The 18,908-nt window shown below is 35.0% G+C and carries 22 protein-coding genes and 1 tRNA gene; 4 read left to right on the forward strand and 19 right to left on the reverse strand.

The window, feature by feature from the left end; all coding sequences use genetic code 11:
* Positions 1–73: 73 nt before the first annotated feature.
* The 10 genes from rfbD to map form a co-directional block, all read right to left on the reverse strand.
* Positions 74–910: a dTDP-4-dehydrorhamnose reductase gene (rfbD, locus tag IGI43_RS06500; RefSeq protein ID WP_438757009.1), complete on the reverse strand. Its 837-nt coding sequence runs from the start codon at positions 908–910 to the stop codon at positions 74–76.
* Between the two features lie 77 nt (positions 911–987).
* Positions 988–2,016: a dTDP-glucose 4,6-dehydratase gene (rfbB, locus tag IGI43_RS06505; protein WP_438757010.1), complete on the reverse strand. Its 1,029-nt coding sequence runs from the start codon at positions 2,014–2,016 to the stop codon at positions 988–990.
* 21 nt (positions 2,017–2,037) lie between these two features.
* Positions 2,038–2,610 (reverse strand): dTDP-4-dehydrorhamnose 3,5-epimerase, encoded by a 573-nt coding sequence (gene rfbC, locus IGI43_RS06510; RefSeq protein ID WP_438757011.1) that lies wholly within the window; start codon positions 2,608–2,610, stop codon positions 2,038–2,040.
* Positions 2,611–2,623: 13 nt separating this feature from the next.
* Entirely contained in the window at positions 2,624–3,493 is an 870-nt protein-coding gene (gene rfbA, locus IGI43_RS06515; RefSeq protein WP_438757012.1) for a glucose-1-phosphate thymidylyltransferase RfbA, read from the reverse strand.
* A 120-nt stretch (positions 3,494–3,613) separates the two neighbouring features.
* Entirely contained in the window at positions 3,614–4,330 is a 717-nt protein-coding gene (locus IGI43_RS06520) for a glycosyltransferase family 2 protein (RefSeq protein ID WP_438757013.1), read from the reverse strand.
* The gene (locus IGI43_RS06525; RefSeq protein WP_438757014.1) at positions 4,331–5,164 is read right to left on the reverse strand and encodes a glycosyltransferase; all 834 of its coding nucleotides are present in this window, start codon (positions 5,162–5,164) and stop codon (positions 4,331–4,333) included.
* Positions 5,164–5,946 carry a glycosyltransferase family 2 protein gene (locus IGI43_RS06530; RefSeq protein WP_438757015.1) on the reverse strand — a complete coding sequence of 261 codons (783 nt, stop codon included), beginning with the start codon at positions 5,944–5,946 and terminating at the stop codon, positions 5,164–5,166. Before IGI43_RS06530 ends, IGI43_RS06525 begins: the two co-directional genes overlap by 1 nt.
* A 282-nt stretch (positions 5,947–6,228) precedes the next feature.
* Positions 6,229–7,365 (reverse strand): glycosyltransferase family 4 protein, encoded by a 1,137-nt coding sequence (locus IGI43_RS06535; protein WP_438757016.1) that lies wholly within the window; start codon positions 7,363–7,365, stop codon positions 6,229–6,231.
* A 132-nt stretch (positions 7,366–7,497) separates the two neighbouring features.
* The gene (locus tag IGI43_RS06540; protein ID WP_438757017.1) at positions 7,498–8,412 is read right to left on the reverse strand and encodes a YihY/virulence factor BrkB family protein; all 915 of its coding nucleotides are present in this window, start codon (positions 8,410–8,412) and stop codon (positions 7,498–7,500) included.
* An 18-nt stretch (positions 8,413–8,430) separates the two neighbouring features.
* Entirely contained in the window at positions 8,431–9,195 is a 765-nt protein-coding gene (gene map / locus IGI43_RS06545; protein WP_438757018.1) for a type I methionyl aminopeptidase, read from the reverse strand.
* A 349-nt stretch (positions 9,196–9,544) separates the two neighbouring features.
* On the opposite strand from map, the gene IGI43_RS06550 reads away from it, so the two are divergent.
* Positions 9,545–9,988 carry a flavodoxin gene (locus IGI43_RS06550; protein ID WP_438757019.1) on the forward strand — a complete coding sequence of 148 codons (444 nt, stop codon included), beginning with the start codon at positions 9,545–9,547 and terminating at the stop codon, positions 9,986–9,988.
* A gap of 87 nt (positions 9,989–10,075) precedes the next feature.
* Here IGI43_RS06550 and IGI43_RS06555 read toward each other — a convergent pair whose 3' ends face one another.
* Positions 10,076–10,645 carry a TetR/AcrR family transcriptional regulator gene (locus IGI43_RS06555; protein ID WP_438757020.1) on the reverse strand — a complete coding sequence of 190 codons (570 nt, stop codon included), beginning with the start codon at positions 10,643–10,645 and terminating at the stop codon, positions 10,076–10,078.
* 255 nt (positions 10,646–10,900) lie between these two features.
* Between IGI43_RS06555 and IGI43_RS06560 the strand changes: the two genes are divergently transcribed.
* Positions 10,901–12,139 (forward strand): aminopeptidase, encoded by a 1,239-nt coding sequence (locus IGI43_RS06560; RefSeq protein WP_438757021.1) that lies wholly within the window; start codon positions 10,901–10,903, stop codon positions 12,137–12,139.
* Positions 12,140–12,722: 583 nt separating this feature from the next.
* Here IGI43_RS06560 and IGI43_RS06565 read toward each other — a convergent pair.
* Positions 12,723–13,586: a hypothetical protein gene (locus IGI43_RS06565; protein ID WP_438757022.1), complete on the reverse strand. Its 864-nt coding sequence runs from the start codon at positions 13,584–13,586 to the stop codon at positions 12,723–12,725.
* A gap of 412 nt (positions 13,587–13,998) precedes the next feature.
* Between IGI43_RS06565 and IGI43_RS06570 the strand changes: the two genes are divergently transcribed.
* Positions 13,999–14,256, forward strand: coding sequence for a tyrosine-type recombinase/integrase (locus tag IGI43_RS06570; RefSeq protein ID WP_438758823.1), 258 nt, complete (start codon positions 13,999–14,001; stop codon positions 14,254–14,256).
* 71 nt (positions 14,257–14,327) lie between these two features.
* Here IGI43_RS06570 and IGI43_RS06575 read toward each other — a convergent pair.
* A tRNA-Arg gene (locus IGI43_RS06575) sits at positions 14,328–14,401 on the reverse strand.
* 93 nt (positions 14,402–14,494) lie between these two features.
* Positions 14,495–14,617: a hypothetical protein gene (locus IGI43_RS06580; protein WP_438757023.1), complete on the reverse strand. Its 123-nt coding sequence runs from the start codon at positions 14,615–14,617 to the stop codon at positions 14,495–14,497.
* 177 nt (positions 14,618–14,794) lie between these two features.
* On the opposite strand from IGI43_RS06580, the gene IGI43_RS06585 reads away from it, so the two are divergent.
* Positions 14,795–14,941 (forward strand): hypothetical protein, encoded by a 147-nt coding sequence (locus tag IGI43_RS06585; protein ID WP_438757024.1) that lies wholly within the window; start codon positions 14,795–14,797, stop codon positions 14,939–14,941.
* Between the two features lie 53 nt (positions 14,942–14,994).
* Here the strand turns inward: IGI43_RS06585 and IGI43_RS06590 are convergent, their stop codons facing one another.
* The 5 genes from IGI43_RS06590 to IGI43_RS06610 form a co-directional block, all read right to left on the reverse strand.
* Positions 14,995–16,188, reverse strand: a complete 1,194-nt coding sequence (locus IGI43_RS06590) for a GNAT family N-acetyltransferase (protein WP_438757025.1) — start codon at positions 16,186–16,188, stop codon at positions 14,995–14,997.
* 174 nt (positions 16,189–16,362) lie between these two features.
* Entirely contained in the window at positions 16,363–16,776 is a 414-nt protein-coding gene (locus tag IGI43_RS06595) for a DUF3284 domain-containing protein (protein WP_438757026.1), read from the reverse strand.
* Positions 16,776–16,976: a DUF3188 domain-containing protein gene (locus IGI43_RS06600; protein WP_438757027.1), complete on the reverse strand. Its 201-nt coding sequence runs from the start codon at positions 16,974–16,976 to the stop codon at positions 16,776–16,778. Before IGI43_RS06600 ends, IGI43_RS06595 begins: the two co-directional genes overlap by 1 nt.
* Before the next feature lie 23 nt (positions 16,977–16,999).
* Positions 17,000–17,218 carry a hypothetical protein gene (locus IGI43_RS06605; protein WP_438757028.1) on the reverse strand — a complete coding sequence of 73 codons (219 nt, stop codon included), beginning with the start codon at positions 17,216–17,218 and terminating at the stop codon, positions 17,000–17,002.
* A gap of 76 nt (positions 17,219–17,294) precedes the next feature.
* Positions 17,295–18,749 carry a PTS sugar transporter subunit IIC gene (locus IGI43_RS06610; protein ID WP_438757029.1) on the reverse strand — a complete coding sequence of 485 codons (1,455 nt, stop codon included), beginning with the start codon at positions 18,747–18,749 and terminating at the stop codon, positions 17,295–17,297.
* Positions 18,750–18,908 lie beyond the last annotated feature (159 nt).

Raw genomic sequence — 18,908 nt, forward strand, 5'->3', positions numbered from 1 at the left:
CATAGCTAAAATCATCCTTTTAAATATACGTAGCATAGATCACTCAACAAAGTAATACTATGCTACACTAATTTTAAACTTTTTCCAACATTTTCGCTAAAGCTTCTTGCCAAGTTGGAATTTTAAAGCCCAATGCTTCAGCTTTACTCAAATCCATTACTGAATATTGTGGACGCTTCGCTTTTTGCGGAAATTGTGTTGAATCTACAGGTAATACTTCCACCTTTGTATCTTTTAAAATTTCTTTTGCAAATTGATACCAATTACAACTATTTTCATTTGATAAGTGATAAACACCAAATGGCGCTTTTTCTTTTACAACAAAGGTCATAAATTCAGCTAGGGTTCTAGTCCAAGTTGGACGGCCAAACTGATCATCCACTACAGTTAATTGATCACGTGTCTCAGCAAGTTTTTGCATAGTAAAGACAAAATTATGTCCATATTGACCGAACACCCATGACGTTCGAATAATATAATAATCTTCCAAAATAGCTTGAACCGCTTTTTCTCCTAATAATTTAGTACGGCCATATTCATTTTGCGGATTTGTTTGTTCATCCTCTGAATACATACCAGCTTTTTTAGTGCCATCGAAAACATAGTCAGTACTAATATAAACTAATGTAGCACCAACAATCTTAGCTGCTTCAGCAACATTTTTTGTTCCATTTACATTGATTTTTTCATCTAATTCTTTACCTTCATCTTCAGCTTTATCGACTGCCGTGTAAGCAGCACAATGATAAATCACATCTGGATTTATTTCTTTGATTTTTTGCAAAGTCACTTTTGCGTCCGTAATATCCATTTCGCTCGCATCCGTTGAAATATAGTCTAAACCTTGCTCATCTAAAAGGTGACGCAATTCTGTTCCTAGTTGTCCATTTCCACCTGTGATTAAAATCATTTTATCTACTCCTTCTGAAAAAAGGCAGGAATTGTCCCGCCTTACACTTGCTTATTCATTTATTGTCAGCTAAATTTTTATTGACCATTTTTCGCATAATTGGCTTCAACAGCTGCTTTGTCTGCTTCCCACCAATCTGGATTTTCCGTGTACCATTTAATTGTATCTGCTAAACCATCACGGAAATTCGTGAATTCAGGCGTCCATCCTAGTTCTTGACGTAATTTTGAAGAATCTATTGCATAACGTAAATCATGTCCAGGACGATCATTTACATGTTCATATGCATCTTTTGGTTGGCCCATTATTTCTAAGATAAGTTCCATAACTGTCTTATTATCTTCCTCACCGTCAGCTCCGATCAGGTAAGTTTCACCTAGTTTTCCTTTGGTCAAGATTGTCCAAACAGCAGAGGAATGATCGTTTGTATGAATCCAGTCACGAACATTTTTACCCGCACCGTATAATTTCGGCGTAATCCCGCTTAATACATTGGTAATTTGGCGTGGAATAAATTTTTCAATATGTTGATAAGGGCCATAATTATTGGAACAATTGGAGATCGTAGCTTTCAAGCCAAATGAACGTCCCCACGCTTTTACTAGCAGATCTGAACCTGCTTTTGTTGAAGAATATGGGCTAGATGGGTTATAAGGTGTTTCAGCTGTGAATTTTTCGCCAGCTCCTTCACCATGCCCTGGTAAATCCTCACGTAAGGGTAGATCACCATAAACTTCGTCTGTAGAAACATGGTGATAACGTACATCATGTTTGCGACAAGCTTCAATCAACGTATAGGTTCCGATAATATTGGTTTGTACAAAAGGAAACGGATCATTTAACGAATTATCATTGTGAGATTCTGCCGCATAATGAACCACTGCATCTGTTTTTTGAACCAGACGATCGACCAATTCAGCATCCGCGATATCACCGACAACTAATTCAACACGATCGGTTGGTAATCCTTCAAGATTTTTTTTATTTCCCGCATACGTTAATTTATCTAATACCGTTACATGAACTTCTGGATGGTTGTTCACTACATAATGAACAAAGTTTGATCCGATGAATCCAGCTCCACCAGTAACAATGATGTTTTTCATCTTCAAGATCTCTCCTATTTTTTAGATTTCACCATAGACAAAAGGATTCTCTGATTCAAATTCCTTTAATGTCGGATGATTTGTATCTTTTTCAGACGTGATTGCTTTTTGGATATCGATTGGCCAATCAATTGCTAGTTCCGGATCATCAAAGGCAATACCACCATCTGCAGGTGCATTATAATAATTGTCGCATTTATACATAAAATTAACATTTGGTGTCAATGTTACAAAACCGTGTGCATAGCCTTTAGGTACCAATAATTGACGATGGTTATGTTCCGATAAAATATACCCTTCCCACTGTCCATAAGTAGGGCTGCCTTTACGGATATCCACGATCACATCTAAAACCGCACCCGTCACAACACGGATCAGTTTTGTTTGAGCCGCTTCCCCTTTTTGAAAATGCAAGCCACGCAAGACGCCTGCTTCACTTGAAAGAGAGTGATTGTCTTGTACAAAATCAAAATCCAACCCTTGTTCAGCAAATTTTTCTTTGGAATAGCTTTCGGTAAAAAAACCTCGATGATCGCCAAACACGTCCATTTCAATGATTTTTACATCTTTTAGTTTTGTGTCAATAACTTTCATTGTCTATTCGCCCCTAATCTGTTTCTGCCAATCTTAATAAGTACTGTCCATAGCCATTTTTCTTTAATGGTTGGGCCAATTCAATAAGTTGCTCTTTTGTGATATAACCCATCCGATAAGCGATTTCTTCTAAACAAGCGACTTTTAAATTTTGACGTTTTTCGATTGTTTCGATAAATGTCGATGCTTCTAGAAGTGATTCATGAGTTCCTGTGTCTAACCAAGCGTAGCCACGTCCCATCACTTCAACAGATAGTTTATTTTTTTCTAAATAAACTTTATTTACATCTGTTATTTCTAATTCTCCACGATCAGAGGGTTTGATATTTTTAGCGATCTCGATTACTTCGTTATCATAAAAATACAGACCAGTAACTGCATAATTTGATTTTGGTTTTTCAGGTTTTTCTTCAATTGTAATAGCCTTCATCTGACCATCAAATTCCACTACACCAAATCGTTCTGGATCATTTACATGATAGCCGAAAACAGTTGCTCCACTTTCTTTTGATGCCGCACGTTGTAGCAATTCAGACAACCCACCACCATGATAGATATTGTCGCCTAAAACAAGACAAACACTATCGTCACCGATGAAATTTTCACCGATAATAAATGCTTGCGCTAACCCATCTGGGCTTTCTTGCACTGCATATTCAATATGAATGCCAAAATCTTTTCCATCGCCAAATAAACTTTCAAAACGTGGCGTGTCATCAGGAGTAGAGATAATCAAAATTTCTTTGATACCTGCTAACATCAATGTTGACATAGGGTAATAAATCATTGGTTTGTCATAAATGGGCATTAATTGTTTTGACGTGGCTTTTGTTAAAGGGTACAGTCTAGTACCGCTGCCACCAGCTAAAATTATTCCTTTCAATGGGAAAACTCCTTCAAATTTAATTATTTCGTTTAATTACTTACACCATTAACATTATCGCATTATCATAGAGACTTGTCATGCTTTTTAGAGTTATTTTACAAAACTGTAAAATAACTCTCATTTAACTTTTAATATTTTTCGACGTATAAGTGCCACAATAAGTACCTTTCGCCATCTCAATTGTTGTAAACGGCTAGCTTTTGTATTAATTTCACTTGTGTTACAGTCATGTCTGCGATAGAGCACAAGTTTTTGCGGGATCATTGCACTGGTTTTATTACTATCTGCAATTAAACCAAACCACATATCATGCATCGGGATCTTATCAGGGATTGGCAGTATTTCTTTCTTTAATAGCCCACGAAACGCCATTCCAGCACCTATATAGTTGTTTTTCAAAATATTCTGAAAAATCCCGAGTTTAACTTTACGATAATCAAAGTATGATTCTTCTATAACTTCTAGTTTTTCGTCGACAATTACCAAATCACTGATCACTAGATTTATTTCATCATGTTTTTGAAAAAAATCTAATATTGTTTGAACTTTTTCAGGCAGCCAGACATCATCTTGATCAGCCAAAAAAATAAAATCTCCTTGACTTTGATTGATAGCAAATTCAAAATTAGCAATCACCCCTTTGCCAGGTCCTTTAAAGAATTTTATCCGCTGATCTTGTGTTGTATATCGCTTGATGATATCCACCGTTGCATCTTTAGAACCGTCATCTGATATAATCAGCTCATCATCCGAGTTCATTTGAGGTAAAATACTATTAAGTTGTTCTTCTAAATACTTTTCTCCATTATATGTGGCAATACAAACTGAGATCATTTATTTTCCTTTCATTAGTGATCGATACTCTAAAAACGTCCGCCGCCAAATTTTACGATTTTTGACCCGCAAAAATTGTTTAGCTGTCCTTAAAAGCAAATGTCTTCTGTGATTGTAAAATTTATCTTGTTCATACTTCTTATAAAATAACGTTTCCCCACTTATGATTGATTCATATCGTTTGCTATTGATCGTTTGGTAATCCAGCACAGATAGGTCATGTGCCAGATGATGATCTAAAACGCTGATTTTTTTATCTAATTGATGAATCTTCCAAAAAAGCCAATGATCTAAAAAGTCCAAAGGAAACTCTAAGTTGAATGAGCCAATACTGTTCAGTGTGGTAAAAGGAATCACTGTTCCAGAATTAATGCCCATAAGTCTTTTAGAATAGATACCTGCTTTTGGCAACTCAGACTTTCCTCCAACATATTCATCAGAAAAAACGGGAGATATTTGTCGACCATGAGAACTGACAATTGGAACATAAGCTCCAATCGCCTCATCTAACGGCAAATCTAAAAGTGTCTCAAGGTACTTTTCATCAAGCAAAGTATCTTGATCCAGCAACAACATCAACGTACCTTGAATTTCATTCAGATACTGCGCTCCTGCGTTATAGGCTTTGGCCAATCCTGGATTCTCTCCATCATGTATATAACGAACATTTTCCTGATGAAATACTTCATCATCTTGCACGTTTTGACTGTTATCGTAAATAAACAGATAAGCTGACTTTTTTTCTGATATGACTCTTTTTAGGCAAGTATAACTGGGTGTTTTTGAGAATTCAGTTTGATATAAAACAATTGTAATAACCAACTTATTCTCCACTAGAAAAACCTCCAGCCCCATTTATTGAAAAATTTAATCATTGATTGTAAAAATATTTTAAATAGTTTCTTGTTTTTATGTGCACCTTTTTCATACAAATGAATCACCGTTTCAAAAGGTGTATACAAAATTTTATAGCCTGCTTTTCCAAAGCTCATACAAAGATCATTATCTTCAAAATACATGAAGTACCGTTCATCGAAACCATTGATCTGGTTAAATTTATTGATATCAATGACCATAAAACAGCCGGAGCCCATCTTAATATACGTTGTTTGATCCTCTGGTAAATCGCGGCATTCATAATAACTTAAACGCTTATCAAATAACTTTTTGATCGATTCAAAAGGTACAAATCGCAACATATAATCAAACACATCTAGTTTTTGACGCACTAAATACTGTGTTGTACCATCCGAGTTCAGCACTTTAGGACAAACTGCGGCCGACTGCTCATCTTCTTTTATCCGTTGAATCATTTCATCCAATGCATCTTTTGTAATCAAAACGTCTGGATTAAAAATGACGGCATAAGATGTAGAGGCCTTTTTTAACACCTGATTATGCCCATAACCGAATCCCTTGTTTTCTCCAGATCTATGTAAAAAAATAAAAGAGCCGTAACGTTCCAGTTTGTCAATATAGCTTGGCTCAGAAGCATTGTCAAATATATGTATATCGTAATTTGATTCTAGACCTAATTCATTTTTCAAATTATCAAGCACATCAAAAATATGACGGCTATTATGAGTAACAATGGAAATCGTTATTCTATCATTCATATTTTTGCACCTCATTTAAACTAAAAATAAATCCAGCCTGTAACAGGCTGACCCTCACCAAAAATAAAGCAATCGTTGCCTATAATTTTAGGTACTAAGATTCGCTAATTCAGAACTAGTTCCTTGTGAAAGAAAATAGACCAGGAACATAGGCACTTGTTACTTAGCTGAACTCTATGAAAGCGGGGCAAAACTTACTGAGTCTTGTCCCGCTCTCTCTTTTTACTCAATCAATGAATTATAACACAGCTTAAAATCTCATAAAAGATTCTCTTTGATTATTTACTTTTTTTTAGAATGTTTGCCTAATCTTTTTTCTAATTGTTGATGACGAAATTCACGATTTCCAAACATACGTAAAATATACATCAATGGTTGATGATTTTCACCAACTAATCCAATCATTTCAATAAACAATTCCAAGCCGATCGCACTAAAAACAATCAGTAGAATTGATGCCAAATTACTTGCGTAACTAAACAACAGTGCTACAAATGAAAAGACCAATGCTAAACCATAAATCGTCATCACTGCGCCTTTATGCGTAAACCCAAGAGAAAGCAAACGATGATGTAAATGCATTTTATCAGCTGATGAAATCGGCCGCTTATTCATCAAACGACGAATAATTGCATACACAGTATCGGTAATCGGAACACCTAAGATGATCATCGGTGTAATCACCGTGATAAACGTAGCATTTTTCAAACCCTGCAAGGACATCACTGCAATCATAAAGCCTAAAAACAAAGCACCCGTATCTCCTAAAAAAATCTTAGCTGGATAAAAATTATACGGGAAAAAACCTGCAATACTGGCTACCAAAACAAAAATTACGATTGGAATATAGACCGTTTTGGCATGAAGAAAAAAGTACCCAATTACACCGATCGTCGTTAAACTAATGATCGAAACGCCAGAAGCAAGTCCATCTAAGCCGTCGATCAAATTAATCGCATTCGTAATTGCCAGTATCCAAAATAAAGTCAAAGGTAAACTAAACCAACGTAAATCAATATGTCCAAAAAAAGGTAACGTTACAACATCGATCCTTATTTCTGCTACAAAATAAATAACTAATGCCCCAAGTAGAATACCGAGCGTTTTTTTCTTTGGAGACAATTCATAAATATCATCGATCAAACCTGTTGCGACAACAATTCCTGCGCCTAAAATAATTGGCCATATATAGTCAATCGGTATAATCGATTGAAACATGATTAGACAGGAAAATGAAAAGACAAAATAAATTCCTAATCCACCAGCTGTAGGCATATTCTTAGTATTTACTCTTCTTTCACCTGGAGCATCATAAGCTCCTATTCTAAACGCCAGTAATTTAACGATTGGCGTTGTAATCAATGATAAAATAAACGTCAGAAATAGACGGATAACAATTTCATAAATAAACATAGACATGATGAACCCACTTTCTTAATGTACATCGTATATTATACCGAATCATTCCACATTTACAAGTTGGAACAAGTGTTTCCACCGTTAAAAAAATTCAAAAGACTTACTTGTTTATTTAAAGCAATAGTATTTAGCCTACTTCTTGAATTTTTCTTTTATTTTATCTGCTAGTCGGTTGATCACTCCATAGCGGTGCTGAATTTTTTCATTGGATATGTATTCTTTAACAACTGCATTGATAATTCCACCTAAAATAATAATCGTTGCGGCAATGTTCAACCATAACATCAATATAATGAAACTTCCTATGATTTGATAACTAGCAATTTTTGAACTGAAATACTTAATATAAATCCCAAAGGCTTGTGATAACAACATCCATCCGACTGTCGCAAAGACCGCTCCAGGAATGATTGAACGAAAAGTCAGCTTCGCATTCGGAACTACACGATAAATCAAACACATGATAACAAGTAAAACAAATGAAGTAATGGGCCATTTCAAGGTCTGAAAGTTATCTATAAAATCAGTTGAAAAATGAAAAATAGGCTGTAAAAAATCTAAAATCGATTTACCTAAACCTAAAACACCTACAACACCCACGATTGCAATCATAAACAATAGAATCACAAGCAAGGACATGATACGGACAATAATAAAATTTTTACGCGGCTCAACACCAAACGCTTTATTCATAGCTGTTTGCAACGCATTGATACTTTGACTAGCACTCCATAACGCTGCTAGAGCAGAAATTGATAACAATCCACCCGAACGTTGTGTCAACAAGGATTGGATCGCTGGTTTTAAGTCATTAAAAATAGCTTCTGGAATTGCTTCTGCTATGTAGGGCAATACTTCATTTGGATCAATATGTAAGTACGGCAGAAGATTTCCTACCGCAATCAATAGAGGAAACAGGGACAAAAGTAAGTAGTACGCCACAACCACTGAGGTATTTCCAATCTCTGAATCAATCATGCGATGTTGCGTTGTTTCAATGAAACGCATTAATTTTTCATTATTCTTTACTTTGTCCACCAGTTTCATAAAATTCTCCTCTAATGTTTAGTAGGTTCCCTCTTCTCCTTGAGAAGTCAAAATTTTGGGACCATCTTTGGTAATAGCCAGTGTATGTTCAAATTGACAGCTGATACCGCCATCTAACGTGTATGCTGTCCAACCATTTGGATCCATTTTCATGCGCCACGTTCCCGTATTGACCATAGGTTCGATCGTAATGACCATTCCTTCTTTTAAACGTAAGCCTTTTCCCGCTTCACCATAATGAGGAATAACAGGACTTTCATGAATCGTTGGACCAATACCGTGTCCTACAAAATCTCTTACAACAGATAGGTTTTCACTTTCAACATAGGTTTGAATTGCATGTCCGATATCACCGATACGATTACCGACTTGGGCTTGCTCGATTCCAAGATATAACGCTTTTTTAGTCACTTCCATTAAGTGGTCCAATTCAGGCGTCGAGTTACCGACTACATAAGCCCAGCAAGAATCTGATACTGCACCTTTTAAATCAATGCACATATCTACTTTAATTAAATCGCCATCCTTTAATGGTTTTTTTCGAGGAAAACCATGGCAAATTTCATCATTAATACTGCAACACGTTGCATATTTATAGTCTTCAAAGCCAATTTGTGCGGCAATTCCGCCATGACTTTCAATAAAATCTCTCACAAACACTTCTATGTCCCAACTTGTAACACCTGGTTTGATAAAGCTACGTAAATGACGATGAACATCTGCCAATAACTCTCCAGATTCATCCATCATTTCAATTTCTCTTGGTGATTTTAGTGTAATCATTCAATATCGTCCTCCTAAAATTTAAAAGCTGAAATAGCATAGTCAGCTTTTTCTCGAAACCTTCAATTCTTAGAACTTTAGCTCTTAGAAATTGATGCGATCGAAGCAAAGCGTAATGGCTAGCTTTTGAAGCTAGGTAATCTTTATATAAGTGTATTTTATCATAATTTGTGAAAATTTCACTGAAAAGTAGTTGTAAAAAATAGATTTCATTCTTTTTTAATACTATTACTGCTCATAAACAGCGGTATAAAAGCAACCTATTAATTTCTTCGCTCAATTTTGTAATTTACACAACCTTCATTCTTCTGATATAATCAGAATTGTATTATTTGAAGGAGGAAATCTAATGACCTTAGCTAAAATCGTTTACGCAAGTATGACTGGAAATACAGAAGAAATAGCGGATATCGTCGCTGAAGCTCTTGAAAATTTAGATATTGAAGTTGAAATCAATGAATGTACACAGGTTGATCCTGAGGATTTTGAAGATGCAGACATATGTGTTATTGCAACATACACATATGGTGATGGCGAATTACCTGATGAAATAGTAGACTTCTATGAAGAATTACAAGAAATCGATCTATCGGGAAAAACATATGGTGTGTGCGGATCCGGCGATACTTTTTACGACGAATTCTGTAAATCAGTGGATGACTTTGATGCAGCTTTTACAAAAATCGGGGCAAAAAAAGGAGCAGACAGCGTAAAAGTCGATCTTGCTGCTGAAGAAGAAGATATTCAAAACCTTGAAGCCTTTGCTAAAAAATTAGCAGAAGCGGTAAAATAAGTATTGAGCTGATTAAACGTAAATAAATAGAGACTGAAAGAAAACTCTCTGAGCTTTCTTTCAGTCTCCTTTTTTAATTCATTTTAGCTATTCGATATCGATTGGGTGATCTCGCTCTAGTATCTGATCAATTGCTTCTCTCATCAAACGTTCAATTTGTTGATCACTTGGATGAATGATGCCAGAAGTCATCAATGCTGCAATTCCTGTGGCAACAATCCACGTTCCCATATGAAGCGAATTGATTTCTGTATCATTTAATTTTTCATAATCAGAATCTTTCTTAACTGCATTTGAAAAATAACTATACGAAAATTCTTGCATTCTTTTTCCGCCACCATATTCTTCTAAGTATAGCGCTCGGTATAATTTACTTTCGTTTTTAGCAAAGTGAATGTAATTCAATGCTAAATCCACAATTGTATTGTCTGTATGCGTGACAGGAAATACTTCTTTTGCCAAATATTGATGGATTTTTTCAAATAATTCTTCTTTTAAATCATCCATATTTTTGAATTCTAAATAAATGGGTTGCGTTGAGCATTTCATTTTGGTTGCAATGTTTCGTGCGGTGAATTTCGAAAAGCCTTCAGTGGCCACTACTTCGTATGCAGCATTTAAAATCTGATCTTTAGTAATTGTTTTTTTTCTTGCCATAATCTTTCAATCCCCTCTACCTATCCTTTACAACGCTTCCATATAAATACTACAGTTATTGTAACATGATTTGTTTATTCTGCAAAATACTAGTCCTTCGATTTATATTATTTTATTTATTTGATTACACGGGACTTTCCAGCACTTTTACACACAATTAAATACGAAACTAACCCTACTCGATTATTTGAGTTCATACACGCTACGTGTTATGATATTCCCGATTATGCAAATGAAAAACTAGGAGGTTATTCTATGACATTACCAAATTTTAATGAGACATTAAAAAAGTATGCTCGATTGATTGTTGAAACAGGGGTCAATGTTCAAAAAGGACAAAGTATTGTTTTACAAATCAGTGTTGATCAAGCACCTTTAGCACGTTTGATTACAGAAGAAGCATATAAATTAGGGGCTGGTGAAGTGACTGTTCAATGGACTGATGATATTGTTCAACGTGAATTTTTGCTTCATGCAGATGAAAAATATTTAGAAACTATTCCTCAATACAAAATAGATCAAACAGATGATTGGGTAAATAAAGGGGCAAGTAGAATCAGTGTTGTTTCCGCTGATCCTGACGCACTCTCTGGCGTCGATACTGATCGAGTTGCGACTTTCCAATCAGCTTCAGGTAAAGCTCTAGTCAACCTAAGAAAAGCGACTCAAGCCAATAAAGTCAGCTGGACTGTTGTAGCTGCTGCTGGAAAAGAATGGGCAGCTAAAGTTTTCCCAGATTTAAAGACCAATGAACAACAAGTCGATGCTCTTTGGGATGAAATCTTTAAAACAACACGTGTTTACGAAACAGATCCTGTGGCTGCTTGGAAAGCTCATGACAATAAATTGGCAACCAAAGCGGATGAATTAAACAAAGAACAATTTAAAGCTTTACATTATACTGCACCAGGTACAGACTTAGTGATCGGCTTACCAAAAGATCATTTATGGGAAGGTGCTGGTAGTGACAATAGTCGCGGTGAAAAATTCATGGCTAATATGCCGACAGAAGAAGTTTTTACTGCGCCTGATAGTCGTCATGTTGATGGTGTTGTTTCTAGTACCAAGCCATTAAGTTATGCCGGAACAACTATTTCTGGTATGAAATTTACATTTAAAGACGGTAAAGTTATTGATTTTTCTGCTAAACAAGGTGAAGAAGTATTAGCAAAGTTACTTGAAACCGACGAAGGTGCACGTCACTTAGGCGAAGTGGCTTTAGTTCCGGATCCATCCCCGATTTCTCAATCTGGAATCATTTTCTATAATACTTTATTCGACGAAAATGCTTCAAATCACTTAGCATTCGGATCTGCTTATGCCTTTAATTTACAAGGCGGAACTGAAATGAGTGAAGAAGAATTACAAAACGCAGGTCTAAACCGCAGTCATACTCATGTTGATTTCATGATTGGATCAGACCAGATGGATATTGATGGTATCAGAGAAGATGGTTCTCGTGTTCCTATATTCCGTAATGGTGATTGGGCTTAGCCATAAATTGAAATATAAAAAATACAATCTATGAACAAGGCTGATCTCATAGGTTGAGATAAATACAAAAACACCTCCGTTAAATCCATGCAGGAAAAACAGAGGTGCTTTTTGTGGTGAAATGAATTTTATAGGCTGTTAAAATCAAAAAAGCTATGATTAAAATAAAATTAGAAGTTAAAAAAACAAATAAAATCTTAAAAAATATAGTAGAAATCTTATTTAATTGGATAATCTTATCAATTCTCATAAACTATAGGTAAAAAAAGTAGTTATTAAAAAATTCAAAAATAGCTCTTTAATTAAAAATTACTATAAAAAGTATTCATGATAGGAAATTGATTGATTGAAAAAAATGAATAGTTAGATACAAAAAGAGAATTTGGCAAAATTGATTTTCCAAATATATAGAACGCTCATAGAGTGATTCAATACATTATGCAAACCTAAGAATGAAAAGTGAACTCAACAAAACATCTAAGGGTTGCTTATTCTCGATAGATTATCGAAAACAAGCAACCCTTAGATGTTTTGTTACGTCTCATTTTAAAATTTAAGCTCTAAAATATAATTTGTGATTTTTTTAATAAGGTCCGAAAAACTCAGCACTGTAGCCAATTGTTTTAAGACCTTGTGTAATTTTGTATGTTCTAGCATAAATAGTTTTACGATTAGGATCATTTACTTCAGCCAAAGCAAATTTATTAACTGAATTTTCATCCTTAAACAATTTTAGCCCATTTTTTAATAATCTATCTGGAACACCCAGTTTCACGGCATTTAGTTCCCCCGCATATGTTCTCTTTTCTCTAAATGAAACTTGAGATGAATAATCAACATAAACATAACTTTTTTTAGGTACAAGTTTCACCTCAATTGCTTCTAAACGATACGCGTACGCTGCTGTCCCAGAAGAAAGCCCACCTTTTTCCCAGCCCATCCAGCCAAATTTTTGTGCATGAACACGATAAAAGACATCATATCTTTGCCCTAATTCACCTGTTAACTGAATTTTGATTGCTTCCAATCGTTTTGCCTGACCGGATGTTCCTGACACCTGTCCATTTTTTTTAAAGCCTTGCCAACCGATTTTTTGAATATGCGTACTATATTGAATCTCCCCACTATAAGGTGAATTTTGAACTTTCAGTTCAATCGCTTCTAGCCTTTTAGCCTGACCGGATGTTCCAGCTGCTTGTCCATTGCTTTTCCAACCTTGCCAACCAATTTTTTGTACATGTGTTCGATAAGAAACAGTTGGTGCCACAGCAGCTCTTTCATTTTGAGAGAACTCTTCTATTGGATTTGACTCATCGTTCGATAAAGCATTTTCATTTTCAAACTCGCTATAGGGCTCAATAGTAAGTTCCTCTTCCGCATAAACATTTGTTATTCCAAAAGTAAAAATTCCCAGCAAACCTAACATTAATAAATTAACTTTTTTCATTTTCTCACTATCCTTTCTTTTCAACTACATAATTATATAATCAATACTCATTATTTTGCAATACTTATTTCAAAAAAGCCATAATAAAATATTATCTTTATATTTAATGACAAAATATTAATTGCAAAAGAAATTAGTATTTTGTATTCCTCACTAAAGTTTAACTTTTAATAAATATGTGACTCTTGCTTATTTTTCAGAGTTAAACATTTAGATTCAAATTCCTTTACGCAACTAACTAAATATTACTACAAACAGAGATGAAAGCTTACTGCTAAGCCTTTATCTCCAAAGAAACCACATACAAAGAAATACGTAAATTACCAAACGTATTAGAAATATTTTTGAGTTGCGCAAACAAAAAAACAGTTGTTCAGCTTAATTTAATAAATCAAAAATTAAAAAAAACGGAATCACATCACATAATGCCGCTAACAAATTTTTAAAACGGATGCTCAATCATTTAGATTTAGACACTAATTTAACTATACACGGACTAAGACACAAATATGAATCTGTCTTACTATACAAGCAAATCAACATTCTTACAGTCTCTATATTTTTAGGACATAGAGATACAACGACTAGGCAGGAAACGTACGCTCACATCGCTAAAGAGCTAGAAGATCAAGACCTAGAAAAGATTAGCGATATTATGAAATACTTATAACCTATTTGGCACAAATTTGGCACAAAAAAATAAAAAGACCCATGAAACCAACGTTTCAAAAGCCTTTTTTACGTTCCCGACTGGAATCGAACCAGCGACCTATCGCTTAGGAGGCGATCGCTCTATCCTACTGAGCTACGAGAACATTCTTTATTTATTTTAGAAGTCTTTTCATTCAGTGTCAATAAAAATAAAAAAAGCAACACTGATATAAAAATCAGTATCACTTTCTCATCTTTTATTTTTTACTACTCTTTTTTCCTTTTAACATTTTGACTAAATAAAGGCTGCCTATAACCACTGCTAATGTTTTGCCGATTTTACCATTTCTTGCAACTTTTTCTTCTTTGGTTTTACTCATGCTCTCCACTGCCTTTCATTTTCGTACGTTTATTTGAGTTCTTATCTTATATTATAAGGACTTTTAACTGGTTGTGCTAATCATTTGCTTATAATCAAAATACTCGTAAAGTTTGCCCACGGATGTTACGCTTGAACTATACCATTTAAGGTAAATAAAATAGTGGAGGGCCCTTGTATGACTGATAAAACGAAAGAAAAAGTTTTTGCTGAGCGTCAAGATAACTATAAGCAGGAAAAAGAAGAGATTTTCAAAGAAGCTTTAGAAGAATATCATGAGGATGATTCAGGAGAAACAACAGAAGATGACAATCATAACGCATAAATTTAAATAGGCTAAGTGAGTATGTTACAGAATCAACTCACTTAGCCTATTTTTTAAAAGTAATCTGCTAAAACTGGTATCCCTTTTACTAAACGTTTATCTAATGACTGTATTAGGTATTTATTTCCTTTAACTTTACTATAAAAATTTAATTCAGTTCCTGTTTTATACCCCATAAAAAGTTGTGTCAATGCTTGAATCGTACTTATGATTAAATCATCTTCTCTAAGAGAGTCAGGAAGTGAATCTAATTTTCTTATACTACTGTGTCCATTTTCATCTATTGACAATGACCAAATTCCCTTATTCCATGAACCATAATCGTCTTCAACTTTAAAATAGTAGTCCTCTTTATGTCCTGTTGTAAATGGATATTTGCTTAAAAAACTTTCTAAACTTACAATTCTTCCCATCATAATAGGGGTAACATTCATCTCAGCTAATGGAGAGGACATTAAATAACTTAGATTTTCACCACCAAAACCTGTTTCAAGATGAAATTCCTGAGATGAACCGTTATGAGAATCAATAAAACGAATAATTGATTGGAAGGCTTGATTGTCTAAATACCCCCACTCCTTAATAACAAAACGTTCAGCACTAGATTGGTAAATCAAGTATCCTTGAGGCCTTCCTTGTTCATCTTCGTAAAGCGCAAAAAGATTTTTTTCATCCAGACCAACTGAATAATCAAACCACCAAGACTCCCGAATCACGGCTCCTCTTTGATTATCTGGTAAAACAGCATAAATCTGCTGGCAGATTTTTTTTGCGTCTTCATAGCTGACCCGTTTCATCGAGCCTTTACTCGCTTTTATATTTGGCCAATCTGCCGCTTTGATCGTGTAGCTAATTTGTTCGAATAATTGCTCAAAACCATATTTTCTATAAAAAGGATATGAAAACGGCGCTAAGTATGCTAATTCAACTTTGTTTTCAGCTAATTCTGCTAACAACTGTTTCATAATAGCTGAAATGCCCCCTTGACCACGATATTCAGGATAAGACGAAACACAACCAATTCCAGCCATTTGATAACTCACTCCGTGAAAAGCGACAGTAAACGGCGTAGAAATCACTTGACTGGTTAAGTGATCCCCTGAAATATAGCCATAATTCCTTGAATGCTCAACAATCATTCTAAAGCGTGCTTTGCGTTTTTCATTCGTTTCGGCATTGAATGCGTAAGCGGCTAATTGAAACATTTCTTCTGTGTCGTCTTTATCCATTTTTATGACTTCACTCATTGTTTTTCCCTCCTTGTCTTTCACATTTAAGCATAACGCAAAAAAGGGATTGTTTAAATAGATTTGGCTTTTTTTAAAAATGTAGGGTGTGAAACAAAAGGAACACTCACTTTTGTTTCACACCCTACAGGCGGATAAACGATGGGGACAAAAACACCCCTTTATGTTCCAGTCTCAATACGATTCTTCTATCATCTGCAACATTTTACTAAATTGACGTTTTTTAAAATACATTAAAATCGTACCTAAAATTGCGTCATTCATTTTTTGCAAAAATCCAAACGATTCCATTTTTTCTGTATAACGTACTTCGCAAGATTTATCATCGATGGGTACAATTTCATATCCTACAGAAAAATTATTTTTAGTCGTTGATGTCTGAAAATGATAGGATGAATTGTCAATGATTTTTTCGACTTTGATTTTTGCCCTGCTGTTTTTAGAAAATGATTTCACATATTCAAAATTGTTCAATTGTTTTTTTGTCAAACTTTTCCCAGTATGTTTGCGAATATCAAAAAGAACAGAATCAATCACTTTTTCATAAAAGTAAGGCGCCGGAATATTGAGTTTTTTTGTAATTTCCATTATTTCTTCACCTCATTATGTTGTTTTTTGACTTTGGATTCTTCAATCTTTCTCCCTTTGAAAAAGAAATAACCGCCAACCATTACTAAAAAAACTCCTGTTGTCATACTCAACAAATCATATTTCATTGAAGCAGGATTTACTGTATACAAAATTATTATAAAACCGATACTACACATAAACAAGCCGTTTCTAATCATTTTTCATCCATCCAATCTATTTTCTAAAGTGCTGCCGCTTGGAAGAACAAGACGCTGCCCCAAGGTTGTGCTTTGATTATTTCTTTTGCTTTTTTAGCAGCTTCTTCTTTGTCTCCCGTTACATCAAATGCTAATTTAATTCCTTTTTTTTCTTTGAATGTATAGGTGAAATCACCTTCATCATAGGTTTCTAATAATTTTTTTATTTCTTCTTGTTTCATTGCACTGGCAATTGTGATCATGATACTCTCTCCTTAGTAATAAAGCTGTTGCTTTCACCCAAATAGAAATGAAAGCAACACGCTATTAAATTTTAATTTATTCGAAATCAGTTGGTTTCATTCTGTTAGCTGCTATAACAAATGGTGTCCAAATAAGGAACGTCACGACCATACATACGATTGTAACAATTGGTGCTCTCCAGTCAGCTCCTGTCGCCAAGAATGATAGTAATACAGGAGGCACAACCCATGTTACTTGTTGTGAAACGGGTGCTACTAAACCGAAGTATGTTGCTAACCAGCCGATTGTAGTTGCCACAACTGGCGCTACTAAGAATGGTATAAACATGATAGCATTTAACACGATAGGTAATCCAAACATGATCGGTTCGTTGATATTGAAGATACCAGGGCCCAATGACAATTTACCAACCGTTAAATAATCGGCACGTTTAGAGAATAACAAGATAGCGATGATCAAAACGATCGTACCACCAGATCCGCCAAACCATGCAAAAGCATCAAATGAACCACGAACCCACATATATGCTTTTCCATCGTCAATGGCTTTTAAGACCGCTGGCGTACCTGTCAACCCTTTGTACCCTTTTTGGAAAATATCGATATTGATTAATTGCGCTTGACCCCAAATACCCTCTAAAACTGGTGCCAATACGTTTGGACCATGAATACCGAAGAACCAGAAAATTTGAACGAAAATCGTTACGATCAATACAGCACCTAACCCTTGTGATAATCCCAAGAAAGGTTCCGCAATATATTTTTGAACTAGATCAATAATCAATTGTCCATTTGTCAATTTACCTACTACAAAGTTGATAATTGCAATAACATATAATGCGATCGTTGCTGGTAAAATCGCAGCGAACGCTTTTGATACTGCTGGCGGAACCGAATCAGGCATTTTGATCGTAATGTTCGCCAACATTAATTTACAAAAAATAATTACTGAAATAGCACCCATGATCATCACTGTAAAGTAAGCGTTACCATTCAAATGATCTAATTTTAACCAACCCCAACCTCCAGCTGTTAAGCCTCCAGCCGTTGCTGACCAACCAGAATCTGCAGTTCCCGCATTAATTGTGTTCATCAATTCTTTAGGAACAGCTGTTTCTAATGTATTGGAATAAGCAAACGCGATTCCTTGAATCAATGTCGCTAAACCAACGATACCACCTGCTAAGTCGTTTACTTTGTATGCTCGAGCAAGATTATAGCCCCAAGAAAAGGCAAAAATCAATCCAGCAATAGCCAAAGTCCCGTTCCAAACAAATCCATTGATCCCAATAATCACATTAATAACTGCAAAGATTCCTTTATCTGCAGCAAGGTTTGCTGCATAATCAGAGAAAAACTGTTGCGGTAAATCACGAATAATCGCATTGATCATTACTGCAATTGATCCTGCCATCGTTGCCGGCATTGTCCCGATAAAAGCATCACGTAGTGCAACCAAGTGTTTTTGCGCACCGATTTTACCGGCCACAGGTAGAATGTACTTCTCCATCCAGGCTGTTAATCCATCCATTTGTTAGTTCCTCCTATAAATAATATTTATTTAAAGAGCGGTTAAACTCCTTAAAACAAAGTAGTTGTTAAAGTTCCGTTCAAAAAACTCTAACGTCTATTTTCTCCCGTTCAAAAAAGAAAATAACACAGCTTATTCATTGTCGATTCGAAAAAAAAA

The sequence above is a fragment of the Enterococcus sp. AZ126 genome, assembly GCF_051714545.1.
In the GTDB taxonomy this organism is placed as follows: Bacteria; Bacillota; Bacilli; order Lactobacillales; family Enterococcaceae; genus Enterococcus_L.

What these genes read in the sequence shown, in the direction of transcription:
- IGI43_RS06560 (WP_438757021.1), top strand. Translation starts at nt 10,901, where the DNA reads ATGACATTACCAAATTTTAATGAGACATTAAAAAAGTATGCTCGATTG.
- IGI43_RS06550 (WP_438757019.1), top strand. Translation starts at nt 9,545, where the DNA reads ATGACCTTAGCTAAAATCGTTTACGCAAGTATGACTGGAAATACAGAA.
- IGI43_RS06595 (WP_438757026.1), bottom strand. Translation starts at nt 16,776, where the DNA reads ATGGAAATTACAAAAAAACTCAATATTCCGGCGCCTTACTTTTATGAA.
- IGI43_RS06580 (WP_438757023.1), bottom strand. Translation starts at nt 14,617, where the DNA reads ATGAGTAAAACCAAAGAAGAAAAAGTTGCAAGAAATGGTAAAATCGGC.
- rfbC (WP_438757011.1), bottom strand. Translation starts at nt 2,610, where the DNA reads ATGAAAGTTATTGACACAAAACTAAAAGATGTAAAAATCATTGAAATG.
- IGI43_RS06600 (WP_438757027.1), bottom strand. Translation starts at nt 16,976, where the DNA reads ATGATTAGAAACGGCTTGTTTATGTGTAGTATCGGTTTTATAATAATT.
- IGI43_RS06590 (WP_438757025.1), bottom strand. Translation starts at nt 16,188, where the DNA reads ATGAGTGAAGTCATAAAAATGGATAAAGACGACACAGAAGAAATGTTT.
- IGI43_RS06535 (WP_438757016.1), bottom strand. Translation starts at nt 7,365, where the DNA reads ATGTCTATGTTTATTTATGAAATTGTTATCCGTCTATTTCTGACGTTT.
- IGI43_RS06565 (WP_438757022.1), bottom strand. Translation starts at nt 13,586, where the DNA reads ATGAAAAAAGTTAATTTATTAATGTTAGGTTTGCTGGGAATTTTTACT.
- IGI43_RS06610 (WP_438757029.1), bottom strand. Translation starts at nt 18,749, where the DNA reads ATGGATGGATTAACAGCCTGGATGGAGAAGTACATTCTACCTGTGGCC.
- IGI43_RS06520 (WP_438757013.1), bottom strand. Translation starts at nt 4,330, where the DNA reads ATGATCTCAGTTTGTATTGCCACATATAATGGAGAAAAGTATTTAGAA.
- map (WP_438757018.1), bottom strand. Translation starts at nt 9,195, where the DNA reads ATGATTACACTAAAATCACCAAGAGAAATTGAAATGATGGATGAATCT.
- IGI43_RS06540 (WP_438757017.1), bottom strand. Translation starts at nt 8,412, where the DNA reads ATGAAACTGGTGGACAAAGTAAAGAATAATGAAAAATTAATGCGTTTC.
- rfbB (WP_438757010.1), bottom strand. Translation starts at nt 2,016, where the DNA reads ATGAAAAACATCATTGTTACTGGTGGAGCTGGATTCATCGGATCAAAC.
- IGI43_RS06555 (WP_438757020.1), bottom strand. Translation starts at nt 10,645, where the DNA reads ATGGCAAGAAAAAAAACAATTACTAAAGATCAGATTTTAAATGCTGCA.
- IGI43_RS06530 (WP_438757015.1), bottom strand. Translation starts at nt 5,946, where the DNA reads ATGAATGATAGAATAACGATTTCCATTGTTACTCATAATAGCCGTCAT.
- rfbD (WP_438757009.1), bottom strand. Translation starts at nt 910, where the DNA reads ATGATTTTAATCACAGGTGGAAATGGACAACTAGGAACAGAATTGCGT.
- IGI43_RS06605 (WP_438757028.1), bottom strand. Translation starts at nt 17,218, where the DNA reads ATGATCACAATTGCCAGTGCAATGAAACAAGAAGAAATAAAAAAATTA.
- IGI43_RS06585 (WP_438757024.1), top strand. Translation starts at nt 14,795, where the DNA reads ATGACTGATAAAACGAAAGAAAAAGTTTTTGCTGAGCGTCAAGATAAC.